At 39.6% G+C, this 15,176-nt stretch carries 14 protein-coding genes and 1 riboswitch; of the genes, 3 read left to right on the top strand and 11 right to left on the bottom strand.

All coding sequences use genetic code 11. The annotated features are described in order from the left end of the window. Window positions 1-11: 11 nt before the first annotated feature. Together ABTV07_RS06910 and ABTV07_RS06905 are read right to left on the bottom strand one after the other, a co-directional pair. Window positions 12-599, bottom strand: a complete 588-nt coding sequence (locus tag ABTV07_RS06910) for a metalloregulator ArsR/SmtB family transcription factor (protein WP_433749150.1) — start codon at window positions 597-599, stop codon at window positions 12-14. Window positions 600-720: 121 nt separating this feature from the next. Beyond that, on the bottom strand, window positions 721-2,922 hold the full coding sequence (locus ABTV07_RS06905) for a PAS domain S-box protein (protein WP_433749147.1): 2,202 nt from the start codon (window positions 2,920-2,922) through the stop codon (window positions 721-723). A 131-nt stretch (window positions 2,923-3,053) separates the two neighbouring features. Here ABTV07_RS06905 and ABTV07_RS06900 point away from each other — a divergent pair, with 131 nt between their 5' ends. Together ABTV07_RS06900 and ABTV07_RS06895 are read left to right on the top strand one after the other, a co-directional pair. Then, window positions 3,054-4,100, top strand: coding sequence for an acyltransferase family protein (locus ABTV07_RS06900; RefSeq protein ID WP_433749144.1), 1,047 nt, complete (start codon window positions 3,054-3,056; stop codon window positions 4,098-4,100). A 179-nt stretch (window positions 4,101-4,279) separates the two neighbouring features. Then, entirely contained in the window at window positions 4,280-6,049 is a 1,770-nt protein-coding gene (locus ABTV07_RS06895) for a B12-binding domain-containing radical SAM protein (RefSeq protein ID WP_433749142.1), read from the top strand. A 41-nt stretch (window positions 6,050-6,090) separates the two neighbouring features. Here the strand turns inward: ABTV07_RS06895 and ABTV07_RS06890 are convergent, their stop codons facing one another. The 3 genes from ABTV07_RS06890 to ABTV07_RS06880 all read right to left on the bottom strand — a co-directional run bounded on the left by ABTV07_RS06890 (window position 6,091) and on the right by ABTV07_RS06880 (window position 7,835). Next, window positions 6,091-6,225 carry a hypothetical protein gene (locus tag ABTV07_RS06890; protein ID WP_433749139.1) on the bottom strand — a complete coding sequence of 45 codons (135 nt, stop codon included), beginning with the start codon at window positions 6,223-6,225 and terminating at the stop codon, window positions 6,091-6,093. Continuing rightward, window positions 6,225-6,386: a hypothetical protein gene (locus tag ABTV07_RS06885; RefSeq protein ID WP_433749136.1), complete on the bottom strand. Its 162-nt coding sequence runs from the start codon at window positions 6,384-6,386 to the stop codon at window positions 6,225-6,227. The genes ABTV07_RS06890 and ABTV07_RS06885 overlap by 1 nt, the downstream gene beginning before the upstream one ends. 99 nt (window positions 6,387-6,485) lie before the next feature. Beyond that, a complete protein-coding gene (locus ABTV07_RS06880; RefSeq protein ID WP_433749134.1) occupies window positions 6,486-7,835 on the bottom strand; it encodes a TrkH family potassium uptake protein in 1,350 nt (449 codons plus the stop codon). Window positions 7,836-8,014: 179 nt separating this feature from the next. Here ABTV07_RS06880 and ABTV07_RS06875 point away from each other — a divergent pair, with 179 nt between their 5' ends. After that, on the top strand, window positions 8,015-8,203 hold the full coding sequence (locus tag ABTV07_RS06875; RefSeq protein ID WP_433749131.1) for a small, acid-soluble spore protein, alpha/beta type: 189 nt from the start codon (window positions 8,015-8,017) through the stop codon (window positions 8,201-8,203). 124 nt (window positions 8,204-8,327) lie between these two features. Here the strand turns inward: ABTV07_RS06875 and ABTV07_RS06870 are convergent, their stop codons facing one another. The 6 genes from ABTV07_RS06870 to ABTV07_RS06845 all read right to left on the bottom strand — a co-directional run bounded on the left by ABTV07_RS06870 (window position 8,328) and on the right by ABTV07_RS06845 (window position 15,176). Next, window positions 8,328-9,494 carry an anti-sigma-I factor RsgI family protein gene (locus ABTV07_RS06870; RefSeq protein WP_433749128.1) on the bottom strand — a complete coding sequence of 389 codons (1,167 nt, stop codon included), beginning with the start codon at window positions 9,492-9,494 and terminating at the stop codon, window positions 8,328-8,330. Continuing rightward, window positions 9,491-10,237 carry an RNA polymerase sigma factor SigI gene (sigI, locus tag ABTV07_RS06865; protein WP_433749125.1) on the bottom strand — a complete coding sequence of 249 codons (747 nt, stop codon included), beginning with the start codon at window positions 10,235-10,237 and terminating at the stop codon, window positions 9,491-9,493. The genes ABTV07_RS06870 and sigI overlap by 4 nt, the downstream gene beginning before the upstream one ends. 160 nt (window positions 10,238-10,397) lie before the next feature. Beyond that, window positions 10,398-11,849: a DUF5667 domain-containing protein gene (locus ABTV07_RS06860; RefSeq protein ID WP_433749122.1), complete on the bottom strand. Its 1,452-nt coding sequence runs from the start codon at window positions 11,847-11,849 to the stop codon at window positions 10,398-10,400. A 181-nt stretch (window positions 11,850-12,030) separates the two neighbouring features. Then, entirely contained in the window at window positions 12,031-12,795 is a 765-nt protein-coding gene (locus tag ABTV07_RS06855; protein WP_433749120.1) for a TerC family protein, read from the bottom strand. A 32-nt stretch (window positions 12,796-12,827) separates the two neighbouring features. Beyond that, a riboswitch (yybP-ykoY riboswitch) is annotated at window positions 12,828-12,983 on the bottom strand. Window positions 12,984-13,039: 56 nt separating this feature from the next. Beyond that, a complete protein-coding gene (locus ABTV07_RS06850; protein WP_433749117.1) occupies window positions 13,040-13,504 on the bottom strand; it encodes a hypothetical protein in 465 nt (154 codons plus the stop codon). A 133-nt stretch (window positions 13,505-13,637) separates the two neighbouring features. After that, entirely contained in the window at window positions 13,638-15,176 is a 1,539-nt protein-coding gene (locus tag ABTV07_RS06845) for an aldehyde dehydrogenase family protein (protein ID WP_433749114.1), read from the bottom strand.

Raw genomic sequence — 15,176 nt, 5'->3', positions numbered from 1 at the left:
CTTTTGTTCTATCATCCCTCTGTCTTTGCCCACATTTCGGTAGGATTTAACTCATAGATTCCATTTTCACGGTACATGTAATGATTGATAATGAATTCTCTTCGGATCGTAGCGAAATCTTCATGGAACTTTTTAATATACTCATTGATTTCTTTTTCGGGATATTTTCTGCCTTTTTCAAGTCCGCTTACGATATGTTCAAAAACATACAATTTCTTTTTCCTCTGGGCCGGTATGGATTTCAGCTTTCCATCCTTTGTAAAGAAATTATTGATGACTGCCTGCTTTTCTTTCATTGATTTATCCATTGTTTCCTCTTCCCCCTTATCTTCTAGACAATAGGTCAATAATGCATTAGAGTGCTGCTTCAGTAATTTTTGATTCAAATGGTAATAAATCGTATTTTTATCCCTGCGTTGATAAACGAGGCTGATATCCCTCAGTTTGCTCAAGTGATGCGAAATCGTAGGTGGGGTGAGCCCCAGTTTTCCTGCAATTGCCTGGCCATGAAGCGGCCCTTGTGCTAGAAGGCTTATAATCCTTACTCTTGTTGGATCTCCCATTGCTTTATGGAAGGAAACTATTTTATCCAGCTGCATTATAAATCAACACCTTTTTAAATGATCATCTAATTAGATAATAGTCTAATTAGAATTCGATGTCAATCAATTCCAAAAAAAAAAAAATCCTGATATAGTATCAGGAAAAACAATAGACTCTTTAGATGGTTGGCAGTGTGATGTGAAAGGTCGTTCCTTTCCCCAATTCACTCTCTACCTCAACATTCCCTTTATGTTCCTTGATGATCTTGAAGCTTACCATCAGCCCCAATCCAGTCCCCCTATCCTTTGTGGTGTAGAATGGTTCTCCGAGCTTCTTGATTTTATCGTGCGGAATACCAGATCCTTCATCCTTAATGGAAATCTTGATAGCTTCCTGGTCAGCCTTGAGCATGTTGATGGTAATTGTACCACCCTTTGGCATAACTTCAATTGCATTTTTAATAATATTGATAAATACCTGTTTTAACTGGTTTGGCTCACAGAAAGTCGATGGAAGATTATCTTCCAGATTAACCTCAAATTCAACCCCATGCATCAGCGCCTGTGCATTCAAGAGTTCAATGGTGTCTGTCATGATTTTTCGCACATCATACTCTAGATAATGGATTGCCTGCGGTTTAGCCAATACGAGAAATTCAGTGATAATGGATTCAATCCGCTTCAACTCGGAAGAAATGACATTGAAATACATTTCTTGGCCGCCGTCGGGTTCGTCCATGCTGTTTTCGAGAAGTTGAATGAACCCCTTTAGTGCGGTCATTGGGTTTCTGATTTCATGTGCAATCCCTGCAGCAAGCTCCCCAACGACATTCAGCGTATCTGATTTCCTCAATTGTTCCTCCATCTCTATTTTCTCCGTGACATCCCTGATCACAGTCAAGTTCATATTTGTCAAAAGGTTGCATTTTGTGGAGATTTCTAAATGTTTCAAATTTGAATCCTGATCTTTATAAATAAACATTTGATTGGCTTTACCGTACTTAGCCAATTTTTTCATATGTGAACGGAATTCCTTTTTTGTCTCCTCATTCTCATTGATGAGTTCGCGGATATCCATGCCTTTACGGAAACTATCGGAACAATTCAGAATAGTTTTCGCTACCGGGTTCATATCAATCAATTTATAGTTTTGATCCCAAAGCAGCATTCCATCCAAAGTGCCCTCGAATACCTTCCTGAATTTCGTCTCACTCTCCCTCAGTTCTTTTTCCATTTGATAGCGCTCACTGACATTCCTGAAAATTGTAATGTTATATCCGTCAATTGGATGCATCCTTGCAGTGAACTCCAAATGTTTGAGCTGTCCATTAGGCATTAAAAAGAGCAGTTCATCCCTTATGGATCCAACTTCCTGGAATTCCTTCATTACTTTTAAAAATTTCTTATCTTTTTCATACAGGAAATCACAGAGAATGGATCCTATTAGTTCTTGTTCAGTACATTCAAATATTGATAGAGCCGCTTTATTCACTCTCATGATTTTACCGTCTTGGTCCCAGAAGACAATGGCATCAATCGTTTCTTCAAACAAATCCTCAAACTGCTCTTCGCTTCTTTTCAATTTGATTTCCATTTGTCTCTTCTCGGTGATATCCCGTAAAATCGCCATATGCAGCCCTTGGAAAATATTCGGGCTTACATTGAACTCCATTACAGAGAGCCCGCCATCATGAATTATGGGGATTTCCCCTCTAACCTTTTTATTCTGCTCAATATATTCATTGATTTTCTCCATCTTCTGATAAAAGCCTTCAGGAATGAATTTCAGTACTTTTTGACCAAGTATCTTATCACGTCCTAAATTCACCTTTTTACAAAAGACAGGATTCACATTAATAATCGTCCCGTTATTTTTAAATATGATTATGCTGTCTGCTGCCTGAGTGAAGATATTGTAGAGCATTTGCTGGTTTCTCTGGTCTTCACGTTCGATTTCTTTTTCCTTTGAGATATTACATAAGTGAAAGATATCCCAGCCATTCTCACGGTCTCTATGCACTTTCAGTTTTATATGGATTTTGGCTCCACAGGACCTTGTAAGCAAAACTTCATCCTCCACATAGCCCTGTTCAGATAATTGGTCATCATGGTATTTTTTAATGATAGATGGAATCGCATTAAAATAAAATGCGATATTCCTTGTCATAATATGATTAGAATCTTCATTCAGCAATCTTTCCGCACATTGATTGATAAAATGAATATTGCCATCAAAATCAGTGACTATCACTGCATCGCTTACAGTCGATGAAATGGTTTGAAACAATCTTTGAGTATGGTCTTTCAGCATTTCAGACCCTATCCAACTATTTTCATTGAATCGGACAAGCGGGCTGCTGCTGTTTGATGAGTTTGGCACGTATGTATCCTCCTTTTGATGCTCGAGAATCATGATCGTGGACCAAACATGGTTTTGGTCCGTTTATCGTTCGATATTGTGGGTATAATTTACATGACAAAGCTGCAAAATACAGAATTGATGGTGAGAATATGGAAAAACGGGACTATTACTTTGATAACGCCAAATTTATCTTGATCCTCTTTGTGGTGTTTGGACATTTAATTCAATCGTATATTGATAAAAACTCCATTATAGAAGCGGTATATAAGTTCATTTATACTTTCCACATGCCGGCTTTCATATTGGTGTCAGGTTATTTCGCAAAAGGCTTTTATAACAAAGGGTATATTTGGAAACTGACAAAAAAATTGATTTTGCCCTATTTGATCTTTCAAACCATTTATACCGTATTCTATTACTACCTATACGATAAGTCGACTTTAGCAGTAGATCCCCTGAATCCTCAGTGGGCTCTTTGGTTCTTGCTAAGCTTGTTCTGTTGGAACTTGCTATTATTGGCTTTTGCAAAGCTAAAGCCAATCCCTTCACTAGCCTTGGCATTTGCTATCGGCCTTTTAGTAGGGTATGCAGACTGGATTTCAAATTATTTAAGCCTTTCGCGAACTTTCGTATTCTTTCCACTGTTTTTGCTTGGCTACTTCATGGAGCGAAAGACTTTCAGCAGGCTTACTGAAACTAAATCTAAAATCATTACCTCAGTGATTATCCTTGCAGTATTAGTCAGCATGTACCTCTTCCCTGACTGGAACGAAAAATGGCTGCTCGGTTCAAAGCCTTATGATGTGCTCGGCGCAGAAGTACCTTACAGTGCTTTGCTGCGTGCAGGAGTTTATATTCTTAATATCGTTATGGTTCTCTGTTTCTTTTCGTATGTACCTGATAAGAAATATTTCTTCACAAAATGGGGCAAAAACACTTTGTATGTTTATTTGCTCCACGGATTTCTCATTAAGACTTTCAGGGCAAGCGATGTATCCAACCATTACTCATTCGATATCGGCACCTATGTGATACTGGCACTAGTATCCTTTGTACTATCCATCTTATTATCAAGCAAGTTCATTACATCCCTGACTCAACCTATTATCGAGTTAAGGGCAAATAAGTGGAAAAAGTTCAAAGAACGTTTTAAAGTAGGATTCCTTCACCTAAAAAGGATGCTTGGCAATGAATAGTTAATGAAAAAAGACAGCCATTTGGCTGTTTTTTTCTTTTAAGAATAAATTCTAAGAAAATATGTAAAATCCTGCCTTGCTTATTCATTTTTTTCTGTAAATTCTCCCATGCGTTGAGGTTTTTCCCATGCTCAGCTAAAATAAAGGGATGAATAGATGGAAAAGAGGAATTCAATAAAATGAAAATAGTGCTAAGTACACTGAATGCTAAATATATTCATATGAATTTGGCTTTGAGATGCTTAAAATCATTTGCCGAGCCTGAGTTCGAGGCTGAGATTGCAGAATATACGATTAAAGATCCGTCCATGAATATCGTTTCAGATTTGTTTTCTAAAAAACCTGATGTCATTGGATTCAGCTGCTATATCTGGAATATTGAAGAAACGATTACGGTTATCAAGATGCTGAAGAAAATCATGCCTTCTGTGAAAATTATTTTGGGTGGACCGGAAGTTTCCTATGATGTGATTTATTGGCTGGAAAGAATACCTGAAGCTGACTTTATCGTAATCGGAGAAGGAGAAGAAACTTTTAAGCAGCTTTTGACTGAATTATCCGGGCCAATGGATTTATCAAATGTGCCGGGTATTGGCTATATGAAGGAAGGGAAGCCTGCCATCAACCCGCAGAGAAACAAATTGGACTTGAGGGAGCTGCCATCCCCTTTCCGTTTTGAAGAAGACATCCCGCACCTGTCAAAAAGGGTCATATATATTGAAACAAGCCGCGGGTGCCCGTTCAGATGCCAATTTTGTCTATCTTCCATCGAAGTCGGTGTCAGGTATTTCGACCGTGAAAAAATTAAAGAAGATATCCGCTACTTGATGAAGAATGGGGCTAAAACCATTAAATTCGTCGATCGGACTTTCAATATCAGCCGCAGCTATGCGATGGAAATGTTCCAATTTTTAATTGACGAACATCTTCCCGGAACAGTATTTCAATTCGAAATCACCGCGGATATCATGAGGCCTGAGGTGATTGAGTTTTTAAATCAAACCGCACCTGCTGGATTATTCCGATTTGAAATTGGCGTCCAATCCACCAATGACTCCACAAATGAACTGGTGATGAGAAAGCAGAATTTCCAGAAGTTGACCAGGACTGTCAGCATGGTCAAGAATGGAGGGAAAATCGACCAGCATCTGGACTTGATTGCCGGATTGCCGGAAGAAGACTACCACTCATTCAGAAAGACTTTCAATGATGTATTTGAATTGAGGCCTGAAGAACTGCAGCTCGGATTCTTAAAAATGCTTCGTGGGACCGGCCTTAGGATACGGGCGGATGAACATCAATATATATACATGGACCATTCGCCATATGAAATCCTGGGCAATAATGTGTTGAGCTTTGATGATATCGTAAGGATCAAACAAGTCGAGGATGTTTTGGAGAAGTATTGGAATGACCATCGTGCTGATGAGACCATTGAATATTTGGTGTCGAATGTATTTGAAAGTCCATTCGATTTCTTCCAAGAGTTTGGCTCTTATTGGGACAGCCAGGGCTGGTCAAGGATTGGACATCAGCTTGAGGATCTTTTCAAGCGCTTAAGCCAATTCCTTCAGGAAGTACACCCATCATCTCTGGATGTAGTTGAGGGGCTTATGATGTATGACTACATTCAAAACCAAAAATACAAGCCTAGAAAACCTTGGTGGACCCATAAACTTAGCAAAAGTGAGAAATCAGAGATCTATCAGTCCATCCTGTCAGACCCGGAAATTTTCGGAGATGAGTTCATTCAGCTGCACCTGAATGAAAAAGACTTATATAAACACACAATGCTTGAACTTATCCCATTCAATGCAGGCAGCTATTTCGATACAAATGAAGTGGAAAGAGAAAATTCTATCATGCTTGTCTACTTCCAGCCTGCAAGTGGAAAGCCTACCGTCTATTTTGCACCCTTAAAGGGAATAAAAACTATAACTGCTATTTAAACACACAATGGGACGCGCTGTATTTAGCGCGTCCCTTCTATTTAGCATTTCTTTTTTTTATCCGACTTTTCTTTTGTTCTTTGAAGGATCTCATACTGCTTTACAGCGTTAATATCCCCAAATTCCATTCCAAACTCTTCACGAAATGATTGTTTGCTGCAGGATTCTTTTTTCATTATGCCCTGCCTTTTTTACCTTTTTGGGAATTGCGGTTTGCATGCTTTGCAGTATTTTCTTTCCCTGTAAATTCTGCAGAGAATTCCGTTTCCTTCTTATTTTCATAAGGTGTTTGATTATTTTTAGATGCTGCATCGAATTGAGCTTTTCTTTTCGCCATGACAATCTCCCCTTTTCATATCTGTAGGGTATTATCATCCCACTTATGAAAGAATCAATCCTGCATCATTTTTGGATATCCTAGAATAACTTGCCTATACTATCCGATGATGACCCTTTCTTTTGGATAGCGGTATTTTACTGCGTCTTCTTTCCCGAACATGAATATGAAGGATAAAATCCCCACTCTTCCGATGAACATAAGGATGATGATGATCCATTTTCCGACTACTGAAAGCTCCGGGGTAATGCCAAGGGACAATCCCGTCGTTCCGAATGCTGAACAGACTTCGAACATAATGGAAATAAGCGACTGATGTTTTTCAGTATAGGACAAAATGATGACTGAAAAAGAACAAATAAGAAATGCCGTAAAACTGACAACGTAGGATTTTATGATATCATCTTCCATTACTTCTCTTCTGAATACCTTGATGGTTTTTCTCCCTCTTGAAAAGTGATAGAGGGTCAGCACATTGATGGCAAATGTAGTCGTACGGATACCACCGCCGACAGAACTCGGAGAAGCTCCGATGAACATCAGTACACACAAAAGAAGGAGTGTAGGATGGGAAAAATGATTTACGTCAAGTGTTGCAAGCCCTCCGTTTCTCGTAGTTACTGACTGGAATAAAGCATAAAACAAGCTCTCATGCCATGTCTTCCCTTTAAAGAACTGATTCCATTCCAGAACGATAATCCCCACTGTACCAATTATGATAAGGGAAAAAAAAGTAAATGTAGTTAATTTTGTATAGAGGGAAAAGTGGTTTCTCTTTGTTTTTTTACGATTAAACAAATAATCTTTTGTTTCTATAAGAACCGGGAACCCAATGGCCCCTAATATCAATAAAAGCATATTGATGATTTGGACAAAATAATCATGCTTATACATAAAAAGGGATGACCCGGTAATATCGAATCCTGCATTAGTCGTCGCACTGACGGATGCAAAAAGCCCGTGTAAAAAAGCCACTGGCCATGTGGGATAATACTTTAAAAAGTAAAAACCTAGAATGGCGGCACCAGCCAGTTCAATTAATAAAATCAAACTTAAGATCTCCCTTAATAGCCTGACCAGACCTGAAAGACTTGTCTGATTTTGATCCGTCATTATCAGCCTGCGTTCTTTTAACCCAATTTTCTTCCGAAGGATTAGCCAAATGAATGTACCAAGTGTCATGATCCCAATCCCTCCGAATTGGAGGACAAACATAAGAATATAGACCCCAAGGGTATTAAATGTTTCAGAAATATCAACAGTAGAAAGTCCGGTAACACTCACTGCACTTGCCGCGACAAATATCGCATCAAGAAAACTCCACTTAGCTTCTGGATTGCGTGCAATGGGGAGGCTGAGCAGAAGGGTAGAAACGGTCACTGCAAGGAGATAAAATACTACGATTGCTTGTGCAGGAGATAAACCTTTAATTTTTAACTTAAGTGACATTGCAGCAAAATCCCTTTCCTTAGTATCAGTATCTATCTTATAGAAAATAAATACGAAATAAAAGGGTTAACAGGCAGTTTTAGATGAAATATGATACCATTTACCATTCATTAAATTGTTTGGCGCGCAGCATAATAAGAAAACCAGAAATGGTATACCTTTTGAAAGGGGGAATTTTCATGGCAAACCGAAATAAATTGATTGTCCCTGGTGTTGAACAATATTTGGATCAAATCAAATATGAAATCGCACAAGAATTCGGTGTCACTTTAAGCTCTGATACAGCTGCACGTGCAAACGGATCTGTCGGCGGAGAAATCACCAAGCGCCTGGTTAAACAAGCGCAAAGTCAGCTTAAAGGCGAATAATCGATTGAGCACTGCCGTTAACGGCAATGGATAGAGCTGCATTCAAGGATGCGCACTGTGCTGTAATCGGATTAATAATAAAAATGAGAGCCGGAGAAATTTCTTCGGCTCTCATTCCTATAGTTCAATCTCTATGATCTTCTCCTGAATCCCCTTTGCCTTGACCGTGTTCATGTCCGTCATGATCTTCATGATCTTCATGATTCCGTTCACGTTCATTCTTTCCCCAGCTGCTACCATGCTTTTCATCGTAGTTTGAATGGCTGTTCCCATTGTTCTTTTCATGATGATCCCAATCATGTCCTTTACCGACATTTTCATCATTTTTTGGTGGGTACACATTTTTATTTTTCTCAGAACCATTGCCTGGATTGAAAGGATGAGTGCTGTTTCTGGAACCATTCTTTTTTTGCTGTCCGGCATTGTTTTGATTCCTGGTGTCCCCAGGAGTGACAGCTTCTGCTCCATTCCCTTTTGCTGCAGGTGCTTTTCCTTTATTTGCTGCATCATTATTTTGTTCTGAAGCACTTTTTTGCTGAGGCTGCTCTGCCTCTTTCTTTTTCGGTGGTACTTTCGTCTTTATTTTTTCAATACTTTCTTTCTCTGTTAATTCTTTTTCTCTTTCCTGCTTTAAATATTTTCCTGTTGTGAGACCTTTTGCGGCAGCATCTTTTCTCTCTTGCGGCGTCCCTTTGATTGCAATCAATTGGGCATCCAATGCGTTTGTTTCATTTTTGAGGGTTGTTATGGCATCGTTTAAGGACTTTGTAAATCCATCAGTAGCTTTTTCACCCGGGACTGTCGCTATAACGATTGTATGTTCCGGTTTTAAGTATCCCTCTTTTTTGCTCTCTTTCATGATTTGAATAGCCGCTTTCTTTATGGTTTGATGCTTTTTCAAATCAATATGCTTCAAAATGCGTTTGCCGTCGTTATTATAGGCACGTGCATCAATGACTTCCATACCTTTATTGATATTTAATTCAATGCTTGGATTAATATCAATGGATACGTAGGCATAAACTTCTTCTTCATGAAAAAATGGCTGCAGAAGAAGAAATGCCAACATGACAACTGCTGCGGATGCAGCAATCATTCCGGATTTTGTCATCCATTTTGAGAAAGCTGCGTTGAACTTTTTCCTCTTAGACCCCTCATAAGAAAAAAAAGAAACTTCTTCTCCGATCTCATACGTCCGTCTTTCTTTCTGCCCTTTCAGAAATTGGCCGTCCGCAGTGAGCATGATAAGGTAATCTTCTTTAATATCCATGATGATTCCCTTTTTATTCATAAGCCTAACCGCCCTTTTAAATAATCCTTTAAAAATATAAAATCCCCTGATAATATCAAAACGACTGAAATGATGTACTTCCGGTTTCTCTCTATTGTTTTCCGGCTGACATTTACATGCTCTTCTATTTTTTTTATTGGCAGCCTCTTTTTTTCAAAGAGGTAATTTTTATATTCATCGGTCCCCGCTACGATCTCTGCAACCCCAATCGCATTGATCCGTGCATCTTCGTGCTTTGGAGACTCATTCATCAATTCATCCAATGACAAGTCAAACTCCAATAGAGTCTGCTGGTAGCGAATGATTTCTTCTTTACGGAGCTCCTGCTCTTTTTTCTTTTTATATTCTTCAAATGATAGTGTTTCTTCAAGTGTCCCATTCGATTGGTCTTCTTCTTTTTCAAACGGGCTGACAGCTAAACTGATATCATTGTATTTCCCATTTTTACGGATATAATCGATGACTTTTCTTTTAATGATGACTTCTGCAAAGCTTAAAAGTGAATTTCCTTTGTCCTGATTGAATTTCAGGATGGAATCATGGAATGCCATGAGTCCAATGCTGAATTCATCATCGCTTTCAGTGATATATTTTTTGCATACAGAGGAAACCGTTTTTTTGACAAATGGCTTATAGGACTGCAGCACTTCTGTGACTGCGTCATCATTTCCATTTTGTATTTCCACGGCTAATTCTTCCAACGATTTTTTCTTTTTGCGAGCCATGAACAATAAACCCAGCATTCTCTCACCTCATCCTAGGCCATATTATACCACGATTTGAATTTCATCGTTTTTTAGGATGGAAAGAGGCAGCACTTGACTGCCTCTTGTGATTGTTTATCGTTCATGATGATATTGATGATCATCATAGTCTCATCCTTGATTAAAGTTTTTATGGTTATTAATGATGTCCGCCGTGCTCTTCGTGTCCGTTATCTCCATGATTATGATTTTCGCCTTGATGATGCCCTTTGTTTTCACCTTCATGATTCTTAGTGAAATCTACATGGTGCTCTTGCTCATCTTCATATCTTTGTACATTTTCACGGGATTTTTCTGCATTTGCTTTTTTCATCATTTCTCTTGCCTTTTCTTGCATTTCTTTCTTTTCTTGTTGTTCTTTTGCTTTTGCAGCTTTCCATTGTGCATGCAGCTCATCTTTTTTCTCTTTCCAAGCTTTTGGCTGATGATTTTGAACTGGAGCAGCTTTAGTAGTGGTATTTTCCTTGTTGTCTTTATCTGTTGTTTGTGTATCTGTTGTTTGTGTATCTGTTTCTTGGGAATCTTGTTTCACATTGTCTTCAGGAGCTTCAGCTTTTGCTTCATCTTCCTTGCTTGTATCCCCTGTCTGCTCAGTTGCCGGAGTTTCAGTTGATTCCGTTGAAGAATTTTCATCTTTGTTTTCATCTTCTTCTGCAGCTTTCTTTTCTTCCATTTTAGCAATATGTTCTTCGATTTTTTCTAATTTTTTTGCTAGTTTCGCATAGCTTTTTTCGATATTCTTTTCCAGAGCTGCTTTTGCTTTTGGATTTTTCACATGCTCCAAAGCTGCTTTTAACGCAACGATATTTTGTGTCATCATTTCTTGCAATTGATCAATGACTTCCTGATCGCTCATTTGATCTTCATCTTTTTGTTCGTCCTGAACGGCTCCGTCATCAGTAGATGCCTCTTCACCGTCTTTTACTTCAGATGTTTGATCTTCATCAGTAACTTCACCGCTTTGGTCATTCACTTCCGTTGTTTCGTCTACTGCAGTGTCATCTGCTTTTTCTTCATCAGCATTGCTGTCATCTTTGACTTCTCCGCTTTGTTCTTCTGAAGTTTGCTCATCGGCAGTGACTGTGTCGTCCTTGTTCTCATCATTTTGTTCAACTGTAGATTCATCAGATGATTTTTCCTGATCATTATCCATCTTTTCTTGTGCTTCTTTCATAGAACTTAAAGCATCTTTAATGGTTTTGATGGCCAAGTCTTCTTTTCCTTCTGCAAAAAGAGCCTCAGCTTCTGCCAATCTTTCAGAAGCATATTGGGAAAGCAGTTTTGCTTCCTTTTCATCATTCATTGTAAATGCAAGTTTGATGTTTTCTAAAGCCAGTTTTGCAAAATAAAAGAAGTCTCCAGGCAATAAAGAAGGCGCCTCTGTTTTGCTTTCATCTACTTGTTTGATGGCATCTTCAATTGCTTTAGTTGCATCAGTACCACTCATATTATCCGGCATGGAAACACTGTCAGTCGGAATTGGGTCTGTTGCTTTTGTTTCAGATGCGTGTGCGAATGTGTTAGATAAAGAGAATGTACCTGCTACTAATAATGCCAATGATGTTTTTGCTGCTTTTGATTTTTTTGTCATTTTTTTCACCTCTGCGAATTTTTCTCCAGCGATCGCTTTCACTAAATTACAATACGCAGCCCCATTCTTTTTTTAGGGGGGTTCTTTCAAAAAGTATCGTATATTCGCTATTTTTAGTTATATTATCCTAAGCAGAACATGACAAAAGACCGCCTGATGGGCGGTCTTTTGTCTTTTCTTATTAGCTGCGTGCTGCCATCTTTTCACTTTGGCGCTTGGAAATGAAGAAGCCCCCGATGGCCAAAGTCAGCAGGATGATCCAGAATGTCAGTTTCCAACCGGTGCTTTCAGGGAAGTGATGGTGGAGCAGGCTTACATTTGGATGAGAGACAGCAAGTACAGCAAGCTTCACCCCTACCCACCCTACGATTAAGAAGGCCGTAGTTTCAAGTGCAGGATATTTTTCAAGAAGGCGTACGAACCAATTTGCTGCAAAACGGATGATGACTAATCCGATGATTCCCCCTAGGAACATAATGGTAAATTGCCCCCCATCAATCCCACCGATCTCACCCCAGCCGGCAGGTCTTACAGTCACTGCAAGAGCCACAGCTGCGAGCATTGAATCAATGGCAAAAGCGATATCAGCAATTTCAACTTTTAATACAGTCACCCAAAAGGAGCTTTTTTTCTTAGGTTTATCTGAAAGAATATCCTGCTCCTTTGACTTTCCTAAAATATGATGCAGGCATATGTACAAAAGATATGCCGCACCGAGAGCCTGCACCTGCCAAATATCTGCCAGGAATGAAATCAGGAACAGCGCTGCAAATCTGAATACAAATGCCCCCAGCAGTCCATAAAACAGTGCTTTCTTTTGCTCGTCTTTCGGAAGGTGCTTCACCATGACTGCCATAACGACAGCATTGTCTGCGGCCAGGATGCCCTCAAGTCCGATCAGGACGAGAAGGACCCACCCGTATTCCATTACCATTGATAACTCCATATTGATCCCTCCAATTAAGTATTTGACGAAATTCCTTAATTGACAGGATCCAAATAAAAAAGAGACCTCTGCCATTAAGGCAAAGGTCTCGCTAAACCATTCAAGGTCAATAAAGCCGATGGAATATTCCATGTAATGACGACTTTATTTGGGTTATTAACCCCACGCTACTCCCCTTCGACTTTCGTCTGTGAGTCATTCAATTAAAATTATTATAAAAGATAAAAACTAATATTTCAATCTTTCAGTCAACTTTTTTTTGAACAATTAATGAACGGATCAGGAACCCGATTCCGAGCCCGGGAAGCAATGCGAGAATAGGGAGGAAAACAGGTCCGGGGAACAGGTTAAATAGATAAACTTTTGGGGCATACATCAACCCCACCGTCACTAAATAGGCACCGAATGCAAACGGAAGGTATGTATACGGTTCTTTTTCTTTCAGTGAAAGTTTATAGGCATCCCACATTGCAAACATATAAAGACATGGATAGAACATAAGCCACTGATAATCCACTATTTCAGATGCTTGACCCGTTTCTCCCAAAAAACTGAGCATGATGGCTTTATTGAAATGGCTCATCATATTAAAAAGGATCTCAAGAAAGACGAATAGTATTCCTTTCACCAGTGATCCCGCCAGAAGCTGCGGAAAGCCCGGAAGTGCGATTGACCAAAGGATTGCCTCTAATTTATCAAGCTCTTTCATATATCAATCAGCCTTTATTCTTGGGATTTCGACAATGTTGCTGACAGCAGCAGTTACATTCCCTCATACCAAGTCTTCCCCATTCACTTGTTAATTATCATAAAATCTTCCACTTAATTCATTTAGTGATGGTTTACTTCCTTAACAGCCTTATGTAGGCATCAACAAAATTCAAATAGTTCTTCCGTTTACCGAAATAGCTTTTAAATAATTTGATAAACAATGGGTATTTCCCTTCATAAGGAAACCATTGAACCTCCGTCCTTCTTTTGCCGGAATCCTCCAAAACGGCTTTTTCGTGGCAGAATATCTGTATGCCCTGCTCTCCGTGATATCTTCCTATGCCGCTTTCCTTTACCCCGCCAAAAGGCAGATGGTGGTTCGCTACAGAGGTTATGACGTCATTGATGACAACGGCACCGGAAAGTAATCTTCCTGCAGCCATTTTGGCTTTCTCTAAATCTCTGGACCACACACTTGCATTCAATCCATACCGTGTGGAGTTGGCAAGCTCTATGACTTCCTCCATTGTTTCAAATGTCATAATCGGGAGGACAGGTCCAAAACTTTCCTCTTTCATGATAGACATTTCAGGAGAAACATTTGTAAGAATCATCAATGGTAAAAATAATCTTTCGTCCCATTCATCTGGATGGACCCCTGTCTCAAGAATGGCACCTGAATGAATAGCTTCTGTAATCTGCACCTTAAGAATTTCCTTTTGGGCTTCTGAGGTCATGGAACCAAGATCATCATCAACAGAGACACCTTGTTTGATTCTGCCAGCTTCCTCCCTGATCAGCTTCAAAAACTTATGATAGACGGATTGTTCTACATATAGCCTTTCCGTACTCATACAAACCTGTCCGCTGTTTGTAAAGGCCCCCCAAACAGCTCCTTTTGCGGCTCTTTCCAGATTAGCATCTTCAAAAATGATCATAGGGTCCTTTCCACCTAGTTCCAGCGTTGAAGGAATGAGGTTTCTGGCTGCTGCCTCCCCAATTTTCTTTCCAGTCTGGACAGATCCGGTAAAAAAAATGTAATCAGGTGAGGCAGATGTCAGGGCTTCGCCAATTTCCTTTCCCCCCTGCACCACCTGAACGATATGAGAAGGGAAGCCCTTACCGCGAAAAAGTTCTCCCATGATTTCGCCTACCAGCGGCGTAACCTCGGACGGCTTTAAGATTACAGAGTTCCCGCCTGCCAAAGCACTAAGTACAGGGACCATTGCGAGATTCAGCGGATAATTCCAAGGGGAGATGATAAGGACAGCTCCTCTTGGCATCCATTCTACATAGGATTTTTTTCCGATCAGCAGCAATGGGGTTTTAACTTTTTTTCTCTTCAGCCCTCTCTCAGAATGCTTTTCTATGTGCATGATTGCATCAATGGTTGGCATGATATCTGCTGTAATCGCTTCGGTCAATACTTTTCCAGTGCTTTTTGAAATGACTTCTGCTATTTCTTCCATCCGCTCCACCATTTCCAAGCGCAGCCTCTTGAAAGATTCCATCCTTTCTTTAATTGATTTTGAAGCCCATACCTTTTGGGCATCCCTGCTTTGAACATATATATCTTTTATTTCTTCCAGCCGGGTCATTTTGACTTGGGTAATTATTTCACCTGTCGCCGGGTTCCTTGCCACTAAATTCTCAGCAGTAGAAATCTGCAT

The organism is Falsibacillus pallidus (genome assembly GCF_050990905.1).
GTDB lineage: Bacteria > Bacillota > Bacilli > Bacillales > DSM-25281 > Falsibacillus > Falsibacillus pallidus_A.
Note: the sequence above shows the minus strand (reverse complement) of the source record. Positions and strands in the feature narration are given on the sequence as shown.